The 14221-nt window shown below is 62.4% G+C and carries 11 protein-coding genes; 5 read left to right on the top strand and 6 right to left on the bottom strand.

The window, feature by feature from the left end; genetic code table 11:
- Window positions 1–262: 262 nt before the first annotated feature.
- Window positions 263–1726 (bottom strand): glyceraldehyde-3-phosphate dehydrogenase, encoded by a 1464-nt coding sequence (locus AC07T0_RS19315; protein WP_495002726.1) that lies wholly within the window; start codon window positions 1724–1726, stop codon window positions 263–265.
- 351 nt (window positions 1727–2077) lie between these two features.
- On the opposite strand from AC07T0_RS19315, the gene mfd reads away from it, so the two are divergent.
- Genes mfd through AC07T0_RS19330 form a run of 3 tightly spaced genes read left to right on the top strand, consistent with a single transcriptional unit; the run spans window position 2078 to window position 8817 of the window.
- A complete protein-coding gene (mfd, locus tag AC07T0_RS19320; RefSeq protein ID WP_495002727.1) occupies window positions 2078–5527 on the top strand; it encodes a transcription-repair coupling factor in 3450 nt (1149 codons plus the stop codon).
- 10 nt (window positions 5528–5537) lie between these two features.
- The gene (locus AC07T0_RS19325; RefSeq protein ID WP_495002728.1) at window positions 5538–6104 is read left to right on the top strand and encodes a CsiV family protein; all 567 of its coding nucleotides are present in this window, start codon (window positions 5538–5540) and stop codon (window positions 6102–6104) included.
- Between the two features lie 19 nt (window positions 6105–6123).
- Window positions 6124–8817, top strand: coding sequence for an SNF2-related protein (locus tag AC07T0_RS19330; RefSeq protein WP_495002736.1), 2694 nt, complete (start codon window positions 6124–6126; stop codon window positions 8815–8817).
- Window positions 8818–8963: 146 nt separating this feature from the next.
- On the opposite strand, the gene AC07T0_RS19335 is transcribed toward AC07T0_RS19330, so the two are convergent.
- From AC07T0_RS19335 to AC07T0_RS19345, 3 genes are all read right to left on the bottom strand, one after another.
- The gene (locus AC07T0_RS19335) at window positions 8964–9704 is read right to left on the bottom strand and encodes an S-methyl-5'-thioinosine phosphorylase (RefSeq protein ID WP_495002729.1); all 741 of its coding nucleotides are present in this window, start codon (window positions 9702–9704) and stop codon (window positions 8964–8966) included.
- A gap of 10 nt (window positions 9705–9714) precedes the next feature.
- On the bottom strand, window positions 9715–10713 hold the full coding sequence (nagZ, locus tag AC07T0_RS19340; RefSeq protein WP_495002737.1) for a beta-N-acetylhexosaminidase: 999 nt from the start codon (window positions 10711–10713) through the stop codon (window positions 9715–9717).
- 205 nt (window positions 10714–10918) lie between these two features.
- Window positions 10919–11632 carry a TetR/AcrR family transcriptional regulator gene (locus tag AC07T0_RS19345; RefSeq protein ID WP_495002730.1) on the bottom strand — a complete coding sequence of 238 codons (714 nt, stop codon included), beginning with the start codon at window positions 11630–11632 and terminating at the stop codon, window positions 10919–10921.
- A gap of 251 nt (window positions 11633–11883) precedes the next feature.
- Here AC07T0_RS19345 and lexA point away from each other — a divergent pair, with 251 nt between their 5' ends.
- Entirely contained in the window at window positions 11884–12492 is a 609-nt protein-coding gene (gene lexA, locus AC07T0_RS19350) for a transcriptional repressor LexA (RefSeq protein ID WP_248800523.1), read from the top strand.
- A 10-nt stretch (window positions 12493–12502) separates the two neighbouring features.
- Window positions 12503–12976: an SOS-induced cell division inhibitor SulA gene (gene sulA / locus AC07T0_RS19355; protein WP_495002731.1), complete on the top strand. Its 474-nt coding sequence runs from the start codon at window positions 12503–12505 to the stop codon at window positions 12974–12976.
- Between the two features lie 105 nt (window positions 12977–13081).
- On the opposite strand, the gene AC07T0_RS19360 is transcribed toward sulA, so the two are convergent.
- Both AC07T0_RS19360 and AC07T0_RS19365 read right to left on the bottom strand, forming a co-directional pair.
- On the bottom strand, window positions 13082–13318 hold the full coding sequence (locus tag AC07T0_RS19360) for a hypothetical protein (protein WP_040063188.1): 237 nt from the start codon (window positions 13316–13318) through the stop codon (window positions 13082–13084).
- Window positions 13319–13494: 176 nt separating this feature from the next.
- Complete coding sequence (locus AC07T0_RS19365) at window positions 13495–14016, bottom strand: DUF6586 family protein (RefSeq protein ID WP_495002732.1); 522 nt, start codon at window positions 14014–14016, stop codon at window positions 13495–13497.
- Between the last annotated feature and the right edge of the window lie 205 nt (window positions 14017–14221).

A 14221-nucleotide genomic window follows, 5' to 3' on the forward strand; every position in this document is an offset into this window, starting at 1 on the left:
AAAAATGGATCCATTAGATGGCCACTCTCAACAAGCGACCCGCAAGTAATTATTTTTTCTAGACTTTTTAATTCATCGAAAAATAAAATTAAAAATCCTTCTATATTAATATCGTTTCAACCCAACAACTTACCAGATGAAAGCGATATAAATCACCGCCTCATTCAGCACATCGAAACAGCCCTCGCGCGCCCTCTGTCACACACTTCGCCAATAAAAAAACGCCCCGACAAGTCGGGGCGTTTTCATGTGCGGCGAGTGCTTAGCGCGGGAACGCAGGTGGGTTGACCCCGGCCATGTCTTCCATCACGCGCACCACCTGGCAGCTGTAACCGAATTCGTTGTCGTACCAGACATACAGGACAACACGGTTATCGTTGCAGATGGTGGCTTCGGCATCGACCACGCCGGCGTGGCGCGAACCGACGAAGTCGGTGGAAACCACTTCCTGGGAATTGACGAAGTCGATCTGCTTGTGCAGATCCGAGTGCAGCGCCATGTAACGCAGGTACTCGTTCATCTCTTCGCGAGTGGTGGCTTTCTCGAGGTTCAGGTTGAGAATGGCCATCGACACGTTCGGCGTCGGCACACGGATGGCGTTGCCGGTCAGCTTGCCGGCCAGCTCAGGCAGGGCCTTGGCAGCAGCGGTGGCGGCACCGGTCTCGGTGATCACCATGTTCAGCGCGGCGCTACGGCCACGGCGATCGCCCTTGTGGAAGTTGTCGATCAGGTTCTGGTCGTTGGTGTACGAGTGAACCGTTTCAACGTGACCGTTGATGATCCCGAACTTGTCGTTGACGGCCTTGAGCACCGGCACGATGGCGTTGGTGGTGCAGGACGCCGCGGAAACGATCTTGTCGTCGGCGGTGATTTCGCCATGGTTGATACCGTGCACGATGTTCTTCAGCTTGCCCTTGCCCGGCGCGGTCAGGACCACGCGGTCGATACCCGGGCAGGCCAGGTGCTGACCCAGGCCGTCGGCGTCACGCCAGACACCGGTGTTGTCCACCAGCAGGGCATGCTTGATGCCGTACTGGGTGTAATCCACCTCGGTCGGGTTCTTCGCGTAGATGACCTGGATCAGGTTACCGTTGGCGGTGATGGTGTTGTTTTCTTCGTCGATGGTGATGGTGCCGTTGAAGGAACCGTGCACCGAGTCGCGACGCAGCAGGCTGGCGCGCTTGGTCAGGTCGTTCTCGGCGCCCTTGCGCACGACGATGGCACGCAGGCGCAGGCCGTCGCCGCCACCGGTTTTCTCGATCAGGATACGGGCCAACAGGCGACCGATACGACCGAAACCGTACAGCACCACGTCGGTGCCCTTGCGACCGGAAACGTTCTGCTGACCCACCACATCGGCGAGTTCTTCGCGAACGAACTGCTCGGCGCTACGGCCATTGCCTTGCGCCTTGAATTTCACGGCCAGCTTGCCCAGGTCCACCGAAGCGGCACCCAGTTTGAGCTCGCTCATCGCCTTGAGCAGCGGGAAAGTCTCGTGGACGGACAGTTCGACATCATCGCACTGACGATGGCGAGCAAAGCGGTGAGCCTTGAGAATCGCGATGACAGACTGGTTGATCAGGCTGCGGCCATAGATCGAACTCACCACATTGTTATTGCGGTAGAGCTGACCGATAAGCGGGATCATCGCTTCTGCAAGCGCTTCACGATCAATCCACTCACCAAGACACTGGTCGGGCTTCTGAGTCACGGGAACCTTCCACATGTAGGGGCTGAAAAAAGGGGCTACATTATGCCGCCGAGTGGCCCTGCGAGCAATGCGCGCCTGTCGTGCACAGGCCAAGAAAAAACCATTTGAAAAAAACGCCCCCCGCGCCAGCCCAGCAAATACGCGGCTTGCAGCAGGGCACGGAATGAGCGCTCATTGGCGACTTGTCCGTAACCCTCCAAAACATACGCCCAATACGGCACTACATAATGGCTCGAAAAGCGCTATTTATTGTCATAGCCACTACATTTCCCTCAATGCGTAATAGAAACAGTCTGCAACTGACAGGCGGCACCCGGGACCGTTACAATTACCGACTTTGTCGCAACGCTTGGAGCTCAACCTTCCGTGCCCGTTCTGCGTCTACCGCTTCTCCCTGCCGCGGCAGGTAAACAGCACTGGGGCAATCTCCCCGGTGCCGCCCTGAGCCTGGCGATTGCCGAGGCTGCCAGCGCTGCCAAGCGCTTCACCCTGCTGCTGACCGCCGACAGCCAAAGCGCCGAGCGCCTGGAACAGGAGCTGAGCTTCTTCGCTCCCGACTTGCCGGTGCTGCATTTCCCGGACTGGGAGACCCTGCCCTACGACCTGTTTTCGCCGCACCAGGACATCATCTCCCAGCGTATCGCCAGCCTTTACCGGCTGCCGGAACTGGCGCATGGCGTGCTGGTGGTGCCGATCACCACCGCCCTGCACCGCCTGGCTCCGACCAAGTTCCTGCTGGGCAGCAGCCTGGTCCTGGACATCGGCCAGAAGCTCGATGTGGAGCAGATGCGCACACGGCTGGAGGCCACGGGTTATCGTTGCGTCGACACGGTCTACGAGCATGGCGAGTTCGCCGTGCGCGGCGCCCTGATCGACCTGTTCCCGATGGGCAGCAAGCTGCCATACCGCATCGACCTGTTCGACGACGAAATCGAGACACTGCGTACCTTCGATCCGGAAAACCAGCGTTCCATCGACAAGGTCGAGTCCGTGCGCCTGCTGCCGGCCAAGGAGTTCCCGCTGCAGAAAGAGGCGGTGACCCGTTTCAAGTCGCGTTTTCGCGAGCGTTTCGATGTCGACTTCCGCCGCTGCCCGATCTTCCAGGACCTGAACAGCGGGATTACCCCCGCCGGTATCGAGTACTACCTGCCGCTGTTCTTCGAGGAAACCTCGACCCTGTTCGACTACCTGCCCCAGGACACCCAGGTGTTCTCCCTGCCGGGTATCGAGCAGGCGGCGGAAAACTTTTGGAACGATGTGCGCAACCGCTACGAAGAGCGCCGCGTCGACCCGACAAGACCGCTGCTGCCACCGGCCGAACTGTTCCTGCCGGTGGAAGACTGCTTCGCCCGCCTGAAAAGCTGGCCGCGGGTGGTCGCCAGCCAGCAGGACGTGGAAACCGGCATCGGCCGTGAACGCTTCGCCGCCCGCGAACTGCCGAACCTGGCCATCGAGGCCAAGGCCAACCAGCCGCTGGCGGCACTCTCCGCGTTCCTCGATGAGTTTCCTGGCCGCGTGCTGTTCACCGCCGAATCCGCCGGGCGCCGGGAAGTCCTGCTGGAACTGCTCGAACGCCTGAAGCTGCGGCCCAAGACCGTCGACAGCTGGCCGGACTTCGCCGCTGGCCAGGAGCGCCTGGCGATCACCATCGCGCCGCTGGACGAAGGCCTGGTGCTGGACGATCCGGCCCTGGCGCTGATTGCTGAAAGCCCGCTGTTCGGTCAGCGTGTGATGCAGCGCCGGCGCCGGGAAAAACGCGCCGACGCCAACAACGACGCGGTGATCAAGAACCTCACCGAACTGCGCGAAGGCGCGCCGGTGGTGCATATCGACCACGGTGTCGGCCGCTACCTGGGCCTGGCGACCCTGGAGATCGACAACCAGGTCGCCGAATTCCTCACCCTGGCCTACGCCGAGGGCGCCAAGCTCTACGTGCCGGTGGCCAACCTGCACCTGATCGCCCGCTACACCGGCAGCGACGACGCCCTCGCCCCGCTGCACCGCCTGGGTTCGGAAATCTGGCAGAAGGCCAAGCGAAAAGCCGCCGAACAGGTGCGCGACGTCGCCGCCGAACTGCTCGACATCTATGCCCGTCGCGCCGCCCGCGAAGGTTATGCGTTCGCCGATCCGAAGGCCGACTACGCGACCTTCAGTGCCGGCTTTCCGTTCGAGGAAACCCCGGACCAGCAGACCACCATCGAAGCGGTGCGCGCCGACATGCTGGCGCCCAAGCCGATGGACCGCCTGGTCTGCGGCGACGTCGGCTTCGGCAAGACCGAGGTGGCCATGCGCGCGGCCTTTATCGCCGTGCATGGCGGCAAACAGGTGGCGATCCTGGTACCCACCACCCTGCTCGCCCAGCAACACTACAACAGCTTTCGCGACCGCTTCGCCGACTGGCCGGTGACGGTCGAAGTAATGAGTCGCTTCAAGTCCACCAAGGAAGTCAACGCCGCGGTGGCGGACCTCGCCGAGGGCAAGATCGATATCGTCATCGGCACCCACAAGCTGCTGCAGGACGATGTGAAGATCAAGAACCTGGGCCTGGTGATCATCGACGAAGAGCACCGTTTCGGCGTGCGCCAGAAAGAACAGCTCAAGGCCCTGCGCAGCGAAGTCGACATCCTCACCCTGACCGCCACGCCGATTCCGCGCACGCTGAACATGGCCGTGTCGGGCATGCGCGACCTGTCGATCATCGCCACCCCGCCGGCGCGCCGGCTGTCGGTGCGCACCTTCGTCATGGAGCAGAACAAGAGCACGGTCAAGGAAGCCTTGCTCCGCGAGCTGCTGCGCGGCGGCCAGGTCTACTACCTGCACAACGATGTGAAGACCATCGAGAAATGCGCCGCCGACCTCGCCGAACTGGTGCCGGAAGCGCGTATCGGCATCGGCCACGGGCAGATGCGCGAGCGCGACCTCGAACAGGTGATGAGCGACTTCTACCACAAGCGCTTCAACGTGCTGATCGCCTCGACCATCATCGAGACCGGCATCGACGTGCCGAGCGCCAATACCATCATCATCGAGCGCGCCGACAAGTTCGGCCTGGCCCAGTTGCACCAGTTGCGCGGCCGGGTCGGGCGCAGTCACCACCAAGCCTATGCCTACCTGTTAACCCCGGGGCGCCAGCAGATCACTCCCGACGCGGAAAAGCGCCTGGAAGCCATCGCCAATACCCAGGACCTCGGTGCCGGCTTCGTGCTCGCCACCAACGACCTGGAAATCCGCGGGGCCGGCGAACTGTTGGGCGACGGCCAGAGCGGACAGATCCAGGCGGTGGGTTTCACCCTCTACATGGAAATGCTCGAGCGCGCGGTCAAAGCCATTCGCAAGGGCGAGCAACCCAACCTCGACCAGCCCCTGGGCGGTGGTCCGGAAATCAACCTGCGCCTGCCGGCGCTGATTCCCGAAGACTATCTGCCCGACGTGCACGCCCGGCTGATCCTCTACAAACGCATCGCCTCGGCAACCGACGAAGAGGGCCTCAAGGACCTGCAAGTGGAGATGATCGACCGTTTCGGCCTGCTGCCGGAACCGACCAAGAACCTGGTGCGCCTGACCCTGCTCAAACTGCAGGCCGAGCAGCTTGGGATCAAGAAGGTCGACGGTGGTCCGCAAGGCGGGCGCATCGAGTTCGCCGCGGACACCCCGGTCGATCCGCTGGCGCTGATCAAGTTGATCCAGGGCCAACCCAACCGCTACAAATTCGAAGGCGCCACCCTGTTCAAGTTCATGGTACCGATGGAACGTGCGGAAGAACGCTTTAATACACTGGAGGCGCTGTTCGAGCGCCTCGCCCCGAAAACTGCCTGAAGGACGCCGTATGCGCCTGATACCCTCGCTGGCCTTGTTGTTGGTCCTGATCGCTCCCGCGGCACTGGCCGACGAGTTGTATCAGGTCGAAATGATCCTGATCCGGCAGAACCTCGAGCAACCCTTCCAGAGCCAGCCGGCGCCCGAGGATTGGGCCAAGGGGGCCAAACCGCTCACCGCCGACCAGGAGCGCACCCCCAGCCTCAACGACATGACTGCCAAGCTCGGCGCCAGCGGCAACTACGAGGTGCTGCTGCACAAGGCCTGGCAACAGACCCTGGGCGACCAGCCGAGCATGGTGTCGATCACCGAAGGCCAGGAACAGTTCGGCCAGTTCCCGGTGCAGGGCACGCTGAGTCTCACCCTCAAGCGCTTCACCGACGTGCAGGCGCAGTTCTGGGTCAACCAGTTCGACAACAACGGCGTGGTCAGCGCCAGCGAACGCCTGAACCAGACCAGCCAGACCAAGAACGGCCAACTGAATTTCCTTGATGCCGGCCATCTCGCCCTGCTGCTCAAGGTGACCTCACTCGCCGCATCGAAACGCGAAGCGCCGTCACAGAATCTCGACCAGTGAACGTCCGATGCCCTCGTCCCTGACGCCCACCCTGACGAAACCGCTCGCCGCGTCCTGGGTCAGTCGCTTCAAGGAACAGAGCCTGGAACGGGGCCGGCGCTACGCCCTGGAAAACCGCGTGAGGATCGTCCAGGCCGGTGACAGCACCATTACCGCCAGTTGCGAAGGCTCCGGCGGTAATACCTACCGTCAGACCATTCACCTGCGCGAGTCTGCCAAAGGCACGCTGCTGGTGATCGACGCCACTTGCACCTGCCCGGTGCGCAACTGCTGCAAGCACACCGCCGCGGTGCTGCTGCAAGTCCAGGAAACCCTGGCCTACCCTGCCGCGGAAAAGGACGCCGAGCTGCTGCAAAAACTCCAGGCCGTGCTCGATGCGCGCACGCCGGCGCCCTTGCCGCAACAGCGTATCGACGACCTGATGCCAGTGCCGCGACTGTGGCTGGCAAGCATCGAGTTCAGCGCCTTCGAGCCGCGCAACGGGCGCATGCAGCGCTATATCCAGCACCGCGCGGCCCTGTCCTTCGACTACCTGGGCGAATATGTCAGCGGGCAGAAAAACGCCGACATCATCCTGCGCCAGGAACACCAGAGCCTGCGTATCAAACGCCAGCTCGAAGCGGAAAAGGCCTGCCGCGAACAGCTGCGCCTGCTCGGGTTCAAAATCGCCACGCGCCAGAGCAAGGCCCTGCCGGAAAGTGCTGGCGAGCTGTTCGAAATGGTCAACGACAGCGCCTGGCTGAACTTCACCCTCAACGAACTGCCCGGCCTGCGCGCCCAGGGCTGGCAACTGCAGATCGAGGAGGACTTCGGTTTCGACCTCAGTCCCGTGCAAGACTGGTACGCCACGGTCGACGAAGCCCCCGGGCGCGACTGGTTCGACCTGGAGCTTGGGATCATCGTCAATGGCGAGCGCCTGAGCCTGCTGCCGATCCTGCTGAATCTGGTGCGTTCGCATACCGAACTGCTCAACCCCGAACGCCTGGCCCGGCGCCGCGACGACGAACTGATCCTGGTGAATATCCCAGCCTCCCCCGGTGGCAACCACGGGCCGCTCCAGGTCGCCTTGCCCTATGGACGCCTGCGACCGGTGCTCAACACCCTGGGTGAGTTCTACCTCCAAGAACCCGGCACCACCCGTCTGCGCCTGCGCCATGCCGATGCGACCCGGCTCAATCCGCTGGATGAGCTGTCGTTGCTGTGGGAAGGTGGCGAACAGGTCCGTGGCTTCGCCCAGCGGCTGCGGGATATCCGCGATTACAGCGCGGCGATCCCCGAAGGCCTCAACGCCACATTGCGCCCTTACCAGCACGAGGGTCTGAGCTGGATGCAATCGCTCAGGCAACTGGAAGTCGGCGGTATCCTCGCCGATGACATGGGCTTGGGCAAAACCTTGCAGACCCTGGCGCATATCCTCAGCGAAAAGCTCGCCGGGCGCCTGGATCGCCCCTGCATGGTAGTGATGCCCACCAGCCTGATTCCCAACTGGCAGGACGAAGCCGCGCATTTCACCCCGCAGCTCAAGGTACTGGCGCTCTACGGGGCCGGACGCAAGAAGCATTTCGAGCAGTTGCAGGATTACGACCTGCTGCTCACCACCTACGCCCTGCTGCCCAAGGATATCGAACAGCTCAAGGCCCAGCCGCTGCACGTGCTGGTACTCGACGAGGCGCAGTACATCAAGAATCCCGGCAGCAAGGCCGCCCAGGCCGCCCGTGAACTGGACGCGCGGCAACGCCTGTGCCTGAGCGGCACGCCGCTGGAAAACCATCTGGGCGAGCTCTGGTCGCTGTTTCACTTCCTGCTGCCGGGCTGGCTGGGGGACGTGAAGAGTTTCAACCGCGATTACCGCACGCCGATCGAAAAACACGCCAGCGAAGTCCGCCTGCTGCACCTCAATGGCCGGATCAAACCCTTCCTGCTGCGGCGCACCAAGGAACAGGTGGCTACCGAGTTGCCACCCAAGACCGAGATCATCCACTGGGTCGAACTCAACGAGGCCCAGCGCGATGTCTACGAGACCATGCGCCTGGCCATGGATAAGAAGGTCCGCGCCGAGATTACCCGCAAGGGCGTGGCCCGCAGCCAGATCATTATCCTCGAGGCGCTGCTCAAGCTGCGCCAGGTCTGCTGCGACCTGCGCCTGGTCAACGACGCGCCCCTACCCGCACGCGGCAGCACCTCTGGCAAGCTCGACAGCCTGATGGAAATGCTCGAAGAGTTGTTCGACGAAGGTCGGCGGATCCTGTTGTTCTCGCAGTTCACCTCGATGCTGTCGCTGATCGAGGTCGAATTGCACAAGCGCGGGGTGGCTTATGCCCTGCTGACCGGACAGACCCGCGACCGGCGCACACCGGTCAAGGACTTCCAGAGCGGCAAGTTGCAGATTTTCCTGATCAGCCTCAAGGCCGGCGGCGTGGGGCTGAACCTCACCGAGGCCGACACAGTGATCCACTACGATCCGTGGTGGAACCCGGCCGCCGAACACCAGGCCACCGACCGCGCCTACCGGATCGGCCAGGAGAAGCCGGTGTTCGTCTACAAGATGATTGCCCGCGGCACGGTGGAGGAAAAGATCCAGCACCTGCAACAGGAAAAATCGGACCTGGCCGCCGGCGTGCTCGACGGTCGCCAGACCGGCGACTGGCAACTGCAGAACGACGACATCGAAGCCCTGTTCGCGCCGCTGCCGGACAAGAAAGCAGGTCGTTGAACGCGCCTGAGCCCAACGCTATTTCACCTTAGAACACCGAACCCATGTAGGAGCTGGCTTGCCAGCGATGGCGCCCGCGAGAACGATGCACGACTTGAGGGCCTCATCGCTGGCAAGCCAGCTCCTACAGGGATCCCGGTCTGCCTTTAGAGCCCCGACAGGACCCGCGCCAGGGTCGACTTCACCTGGCCCATGCCATCATGCAAGGCCTGCTCGATCTCGGCCATGGTGATCACTGCCGTCGACTTGCCCGCCGCCGGGTTCACCACCAATGCCAGGCAGGCATAGTCCAGTTCCAGCTCGCGAGCCAACGCGGCTTCCGGCATGCCGGTCATGCCAACGATATCGCAGCCATCACGTTCCAACCGGGCGATCTCGGCCACCGTCTCCAGGCGCGGCCCCTGGGTGCAGGCATAGACGCCATGGCTGCTATAGGCACAACCCTCGGCGGCCAATGCCGCAATCAGCCGCTCGCGCAGGCCTTCACTGTAGGGATAGCTGAAATCGATATGGGTTACCTGCTCCAGATCATCGGCAAAGTAGGTGTGCTGACGACCGCTGGTGTAATCGATCAACTGATGCGGCACGCAAAAATGCCCGGTGCCCATCGCCGCATGAATCCCGCCCACCGCGTTGACCGCCAGGATCGCCTCGGCGCCCGCCTGTTTCAGCGCCCAGAGGTTGGCCCGGTAGTTCACCTGATGCGGCGGAAAACGGTGCGGATGCCCATGACGTGCCAGGAACAGCACTTCACGCCCGGCGTATTCGCCGATCTGGATCTCTGCCGATGGGGCACCGTAGGGCGTGTCCAGCGCCAGGGACTGACGAATGCTCAAGCCTTCAAGCTGGGTCAGGCCCGTGCCACCGATAATTGCGTAAACCGTCATGCAAGCTTCCTCAGTCAATCAGTTGAGCGTCTTTGAGCGCCATGAGCGCCGTCAGCCAACGCGGGTCCTGGCGATAATCGGTGCGGGCGAACCCCTGGCCGCGCATCCGCGCAATGCGCGGCGACGGCCGGACCTTCAAGCGCTGGGCGGCACTCAGGGCCAGCTCGGCGGCGGCCCGGTCGTTGCACACCAGGCCCATGTCACAACCCGCGGATAAGGCCGCTTCGATCCGGCTGGCGGCATCGCCGACCACATGGGCACCGGCCATCGACAGGTCATCGCTGAAGATAACCCCGTCAAATTGCAATTCGCCACGCAGGATTTCCTGCAGCCAACGACGCGAGAAGCCGGCGGGTTGCGCATCGACCTGTGGATAAATCACATGGGCCGGCATCACCGCGGCGAGCTGCCGGCTCAGGCGGGCGAAAGGCAACAGGTCATTGGCGCGGATTTCATCCAGGCTGCGCTCGTCCGTGGGAATCGCCACGTGGGAGTCGGCTTCGGCCCAGCCATGACCGGGAAAATGCTTGCCGGTGGCGGCCATGCCGGCGCTGTTCATACCACGGATAAATGCTCCGGCGAGCAACGCCGCACGTTCGGGATCACCCTCGAAGGCACGGCTGCCGACCACGGCACTGCGTTGGTAGTCGAGGTCCAGGACCGGCGCGAAACTGAGGTCCAGGCCCGCCGCCAGCACCTCGGTCGCCATCAACCAGCCGCACTGCTCAGCCAGGTATTCGGCGTCCGGACTGTCGGCAAGAGCGCGCATCGCCGGCAAGCGCACAAAGCCCTGGCGCAAGCGCTGCACCCGCCCGCCTTCCTGGTCGACCGCCAGCAACAGGTCCGGGCGCACGGCGCGAATGGCCGCGCTCAGCTCGCGGACCTGACGCGGGTGCTCGATATTGCGCGCAAAGATGATCAACCCGCCGACTTGCGGCTGGCGCAACAACTGGCGATCTTCAGCCGTCAGCCAGGTACCGGCGACGTCCACCATCAGGGAGCCTTGCAGGGCAGTACTCATAGGGAATCCTTGGACAAAAGTGCCCATTGCCCTCCCGAACCACCGCGCCAGCCGTCGACAGACAGGCACGGCAACGCCTTGCCATGGGCGACGCCAGGCAAGCGGGAACGGACAAGCGGGACTTGGAACAGAAAAAAATCAGGCATGGGCGGCAGCTTAGCGGAACAAAGCCGGCGCGCCCACCCGTAACAGATTAAACCTTGGCTACCGCCGGCACCGGCGTCGACTTGCTGCGTGGGCGCAACTGCGCCGCCGCCATGGAGGCATCGGTGACACCGCTGTCGGCGCGCATACCGGCCGCGAGGAACGGCACCATCAGGCGCATGACCTGCTCGATGGAGGTGTTGACCCCGAAGTCGGTCTCGGCAATCGCGCGCAATGCCTTGATACCCGACATGCTGAACGCCGCCGCGCCGAGCATGAAGTGCACGCGCCAGAACAACTCTATCGGTGGAATCCGTGGCGCGGCATCGTTGACCAGCAACATGTAGCGGCGGAACACCTTGCCGTACATGTCTTCCAGGTAACGTCGCAGGTGACCCTGGCTCTGGCTGAAGGCCAGCCCCAGCAAACGCATGAAGATCGACAGGTCGTTGCCGCTGCGTGGTTGCACCACCATCGCCTGCTCGACCAGGATCTCCAACAGTTCTTCCAGCCCGGGCTTGACCTCGGGCTTGGCCTGGCGTCGCTCCAGCTCACGGTCGAGACTGATGCAGAACGGTCCGAGGAAACGCGAGAACACCGCCTGGATCAGGGCCTTCTTCGAGCCGAAGTGATAGTTCACCGCCGCGAGATTGACTCCCGCCTTGCTGGTAATCAACCGCAATGAGGTCTCGGCGAAACCTTTTTCCGCGAACAATTGCTCGGCAGCATCGAGAATGCGTTCAACGGTTTCCGACTGGGCCATGGTTACTCCGCCTGACAAACACTTGTTTGAAACATACGTTTCAGCCTCGCGAATGTCAAGTCTGGCGGTCCATTTGTGGCCCGCTGGTCAAGCATTAAATCATACAAACCCTGGCCTGTAGCCATCCCTCCGATCCGGCTCGGACAGTGCGGCCCGGTGACCGTCCGGCGGGCGCGAGAAAAAGGAGGATTGCCAAGCGCCTTGCACTGTATATAATCCCAGTCACTGTATAAAAAGACAGAGCGCTCAAAATGATAAAACTGACGCCACGCCAAGCTGAGATTCTGGCCTTTATCAAACGTTGCCTGGATGACAATGGCTATCCGCCGACCCGCGCGGAAATTGCCCTGGAGCTGGGCTTCAAGTCACCGAACGCGGCTGAGGAGCACCTCAAGGCTCTGGCCCGCAAGGGCGCGATCGAAATGACCCCGGGCGCGTCCCGCGGCATTCGGATCCCCGGCTTCGAAGCCAAGACCGATGAATCCACCCTGCCGATCATTGGCCGCGTGGCCGCCGGTGCACCGATTCTCGCCCAGCAGCACGTCGAAGAATCTTGCAACATCAACCCGACCTTCTTCCATCCCCGGGCCGACTATCTGTTACGCGTTCACGGCATGAGCATGAAGGACGTCGGCATTTTCGACGGTGACCTGCTGGCCGTACACACCTGCCGCGAAGCCCGCAATGGCCAGATCGTGGTGGCGCGGATCGGCGACGATGTCACCGTCAAGCGCTTCAAGCGCGAAGGCAGCAAAGTCTGGCTGCTGGCGGAAAACCCCGAGTTCGCCCCCATCGAAGTCAACCTGAAAGATCAGGACTTCGTCATCGAAGGTTTGAGTGTCGGCGTCATTCGCCGCTGAAGGAGGCGTCATGCAATTCCAGCAAACCCCACAACACGCACAGCTTTCCCTGTTTGAGGCGTTCATGGCGCAACCCCTCGCGCCCCTGCTCAAAGAGGTGGTCGAAGCCCCCTGGAGCCCCGAGCCAGAAGTTTTCAGTGAGCTGTCGTTGCGGGGCGCTGCCGGGAGTTGCCTGAGCCTGCTGGCCCCGATCCTGCGGGAGTTGAGCCTGGACCAGGAAGCCCGCTGGCTGACCCTGATCGCCCCGCCGTCGAGCCTGACCCAGGCCTGGCTGCGGGATGCCGGACTCAACCGCGAACGGATTCTGCTCCTGCAGCCGAGCAGTGCCCAAAACGCCCAGCAATTGACCTGTGAGGCCTTGCGTCTGGGCCGCAGCCACACCGTGGTCAGCTGGCTGAACCCGCTGAACGCTCATGCTCGCCAACAGCTGATCAGCGCGGCTCGTCAAGGCGATGCGCAAAGTCTGAATATTCGCTTGGGCTGACGAATTGAACGGCCGTCAGGGCCGATAGTACACACCGACCGCCTCAGGGCCTCTCCAGGACAGAGAAGCCGATCTGAAACGTTATCGCGCCGGACGAGCCTCGGTTCAGTGAAGAACCCGTGGCCCGCCGTCGTCTTTCTCGATTTCACCTTCGACCAAACGCCCCGCCATCTGCACGCCCACGCTCAACATGGCCTTGGCCACTTCAACGTGCTGGCCCTGCAGGAATGCCTTGGCATCTTCGGAAAAGTTAAGGGTCACCAGAGAACCTTCGTCCTCGGCCCGGCGCAGCTCGATACGGCCGTCCGGCAGCTCGACAATTTCTAGAAAGGACGTAGGCATAGTGTCTGTTCTCCACGAAAGGCCATCATTATATCAGTCATCGATGGCTCCTCGCAGGGGAACTGCAGCGCTTTCTTTACCGCTTGATGAACATCTGACAGATGGATACCACTTATATCGAAGAAAAAGACGACAAAACAATCGCCCTTTGTTCATCCATATGCCCGTTCAATCACTCAGCATTCGTTGAGCCCATCGCGGAAACGGATCGCCAGCGCCTTCAGATTCTGCCGCCAGCTCTCCAGCTCCTCACGGCCCAGCTCGGGCATCTCGTCCTCATCCAGGCTGACTGCCACGATCAACGGCTGCAACACGTCGCCCTTGACCTTCCTGGGAGCCTGGGGCGGTAGATACAGCGCGGCATGGGCACTGATCAAGCGGGCCAGCCAGGTTTGCGGGCTATGGGCCAACTCCACCAGCTCGGCCATTTCAGGGATGGCGATCGCCTCCAGCACCTCACGGGTCAGCAACAACTCGGCCCGCGGCGCAGCGGCCTGGGGCAAGCGGTAGAAACCGGCAATCTCATGGCACAGCCCGAGCAGCGCACCATACAGATGGAACACCGCCGCTTCACGCTCGGCCTGGATCAGCGCCAGGGCATTCATCGCCCCGCTCGCCTCGGCCTTGCCCAGGGCTTCCAGGGCGAGGCCGGCGTAAAAGATCTTCTGGTTGGTGCGGGTATAGAGTTCGTTGGCCATGACGGCGCGCTCCATGGAAAAAGGCTACAGGCAGGTCAGTCAGTTTCAGGGATCGACCAAGTTTGCTGCAAGCCCCAAAAAAAGGTCGCGTAAAAACCCTGATGAGGGAAGCACAGCCTGAAAACGCCAGAGAACCTGTGGGAGCGGGGGGGGGGGGGGGGGGGGGGGGGGGGGGGGGGGGGAGGGGGGGGGGGGGGGGGGGTGG

Source organism: Pseudomonas sp. GW821-FHT04D07 (genome assembly GCF_059420225.1).

Bases quoted from the DNA above. Each gene is read 5' to 3' on its own strand.
- AC07T0_RS19315 (WP_495002726.1), bottom strand. From the start codon at position 1,726: ATGTGGAAGGTTCCCGTGACTCAGAAGCCCGACCAGTGTCTTGGTGAG.
- AC07T0_RS19325 (WP_495002728.1), top strand. From the start codon at position 5,538: ATGCGCCTGATACCCTCGCTGGCCTTGTTGTTGGTCCTGATCGCTCCC.
- AC07T0_RS19335 (WP_495002729.1), bottom strand. From the start codon at position 9,704: ATGACGGTTTACGCAATTATCGGTGGCACGGGCCTGACCCAGCTTGAA.
- AC07T0_RS19345 (WP_495002730.1), bottom strand. From the start codon at position 11,632: ATGGCCCAGTCGGAAACCGTTGAACGCATTCTCGATGCTGCCGAGCAA.
- lexA (WP_248800523.1), top strand. From the start codon at position 11,884: ATGATAAAACTGACGCCACGCCAAGCTGAGATTCTGGCCTTTATCAAA.
- sulA (WP_495002731.1), top strand. From the start codon at position 12,503: ATGCAATTCCAGCAAACCCCACAACACGCACAGCTTTCCCTGTTTGAG.
- AC07T0_RS19360 (WP_040063188.1), bottom strand. From the start codon at position 13,318: ATGCCTACGTCCTTTCTAGAAATTGTCGAGCTGCCGGACGGCCGTATC.
- AC07T0_RS19365 (WP_495002732.1), bottom strand. From the start codon at position 14,016: ATGGCCAACGAACTCTATACCCGCACCAACCAGAAGATCTTTTACGCC.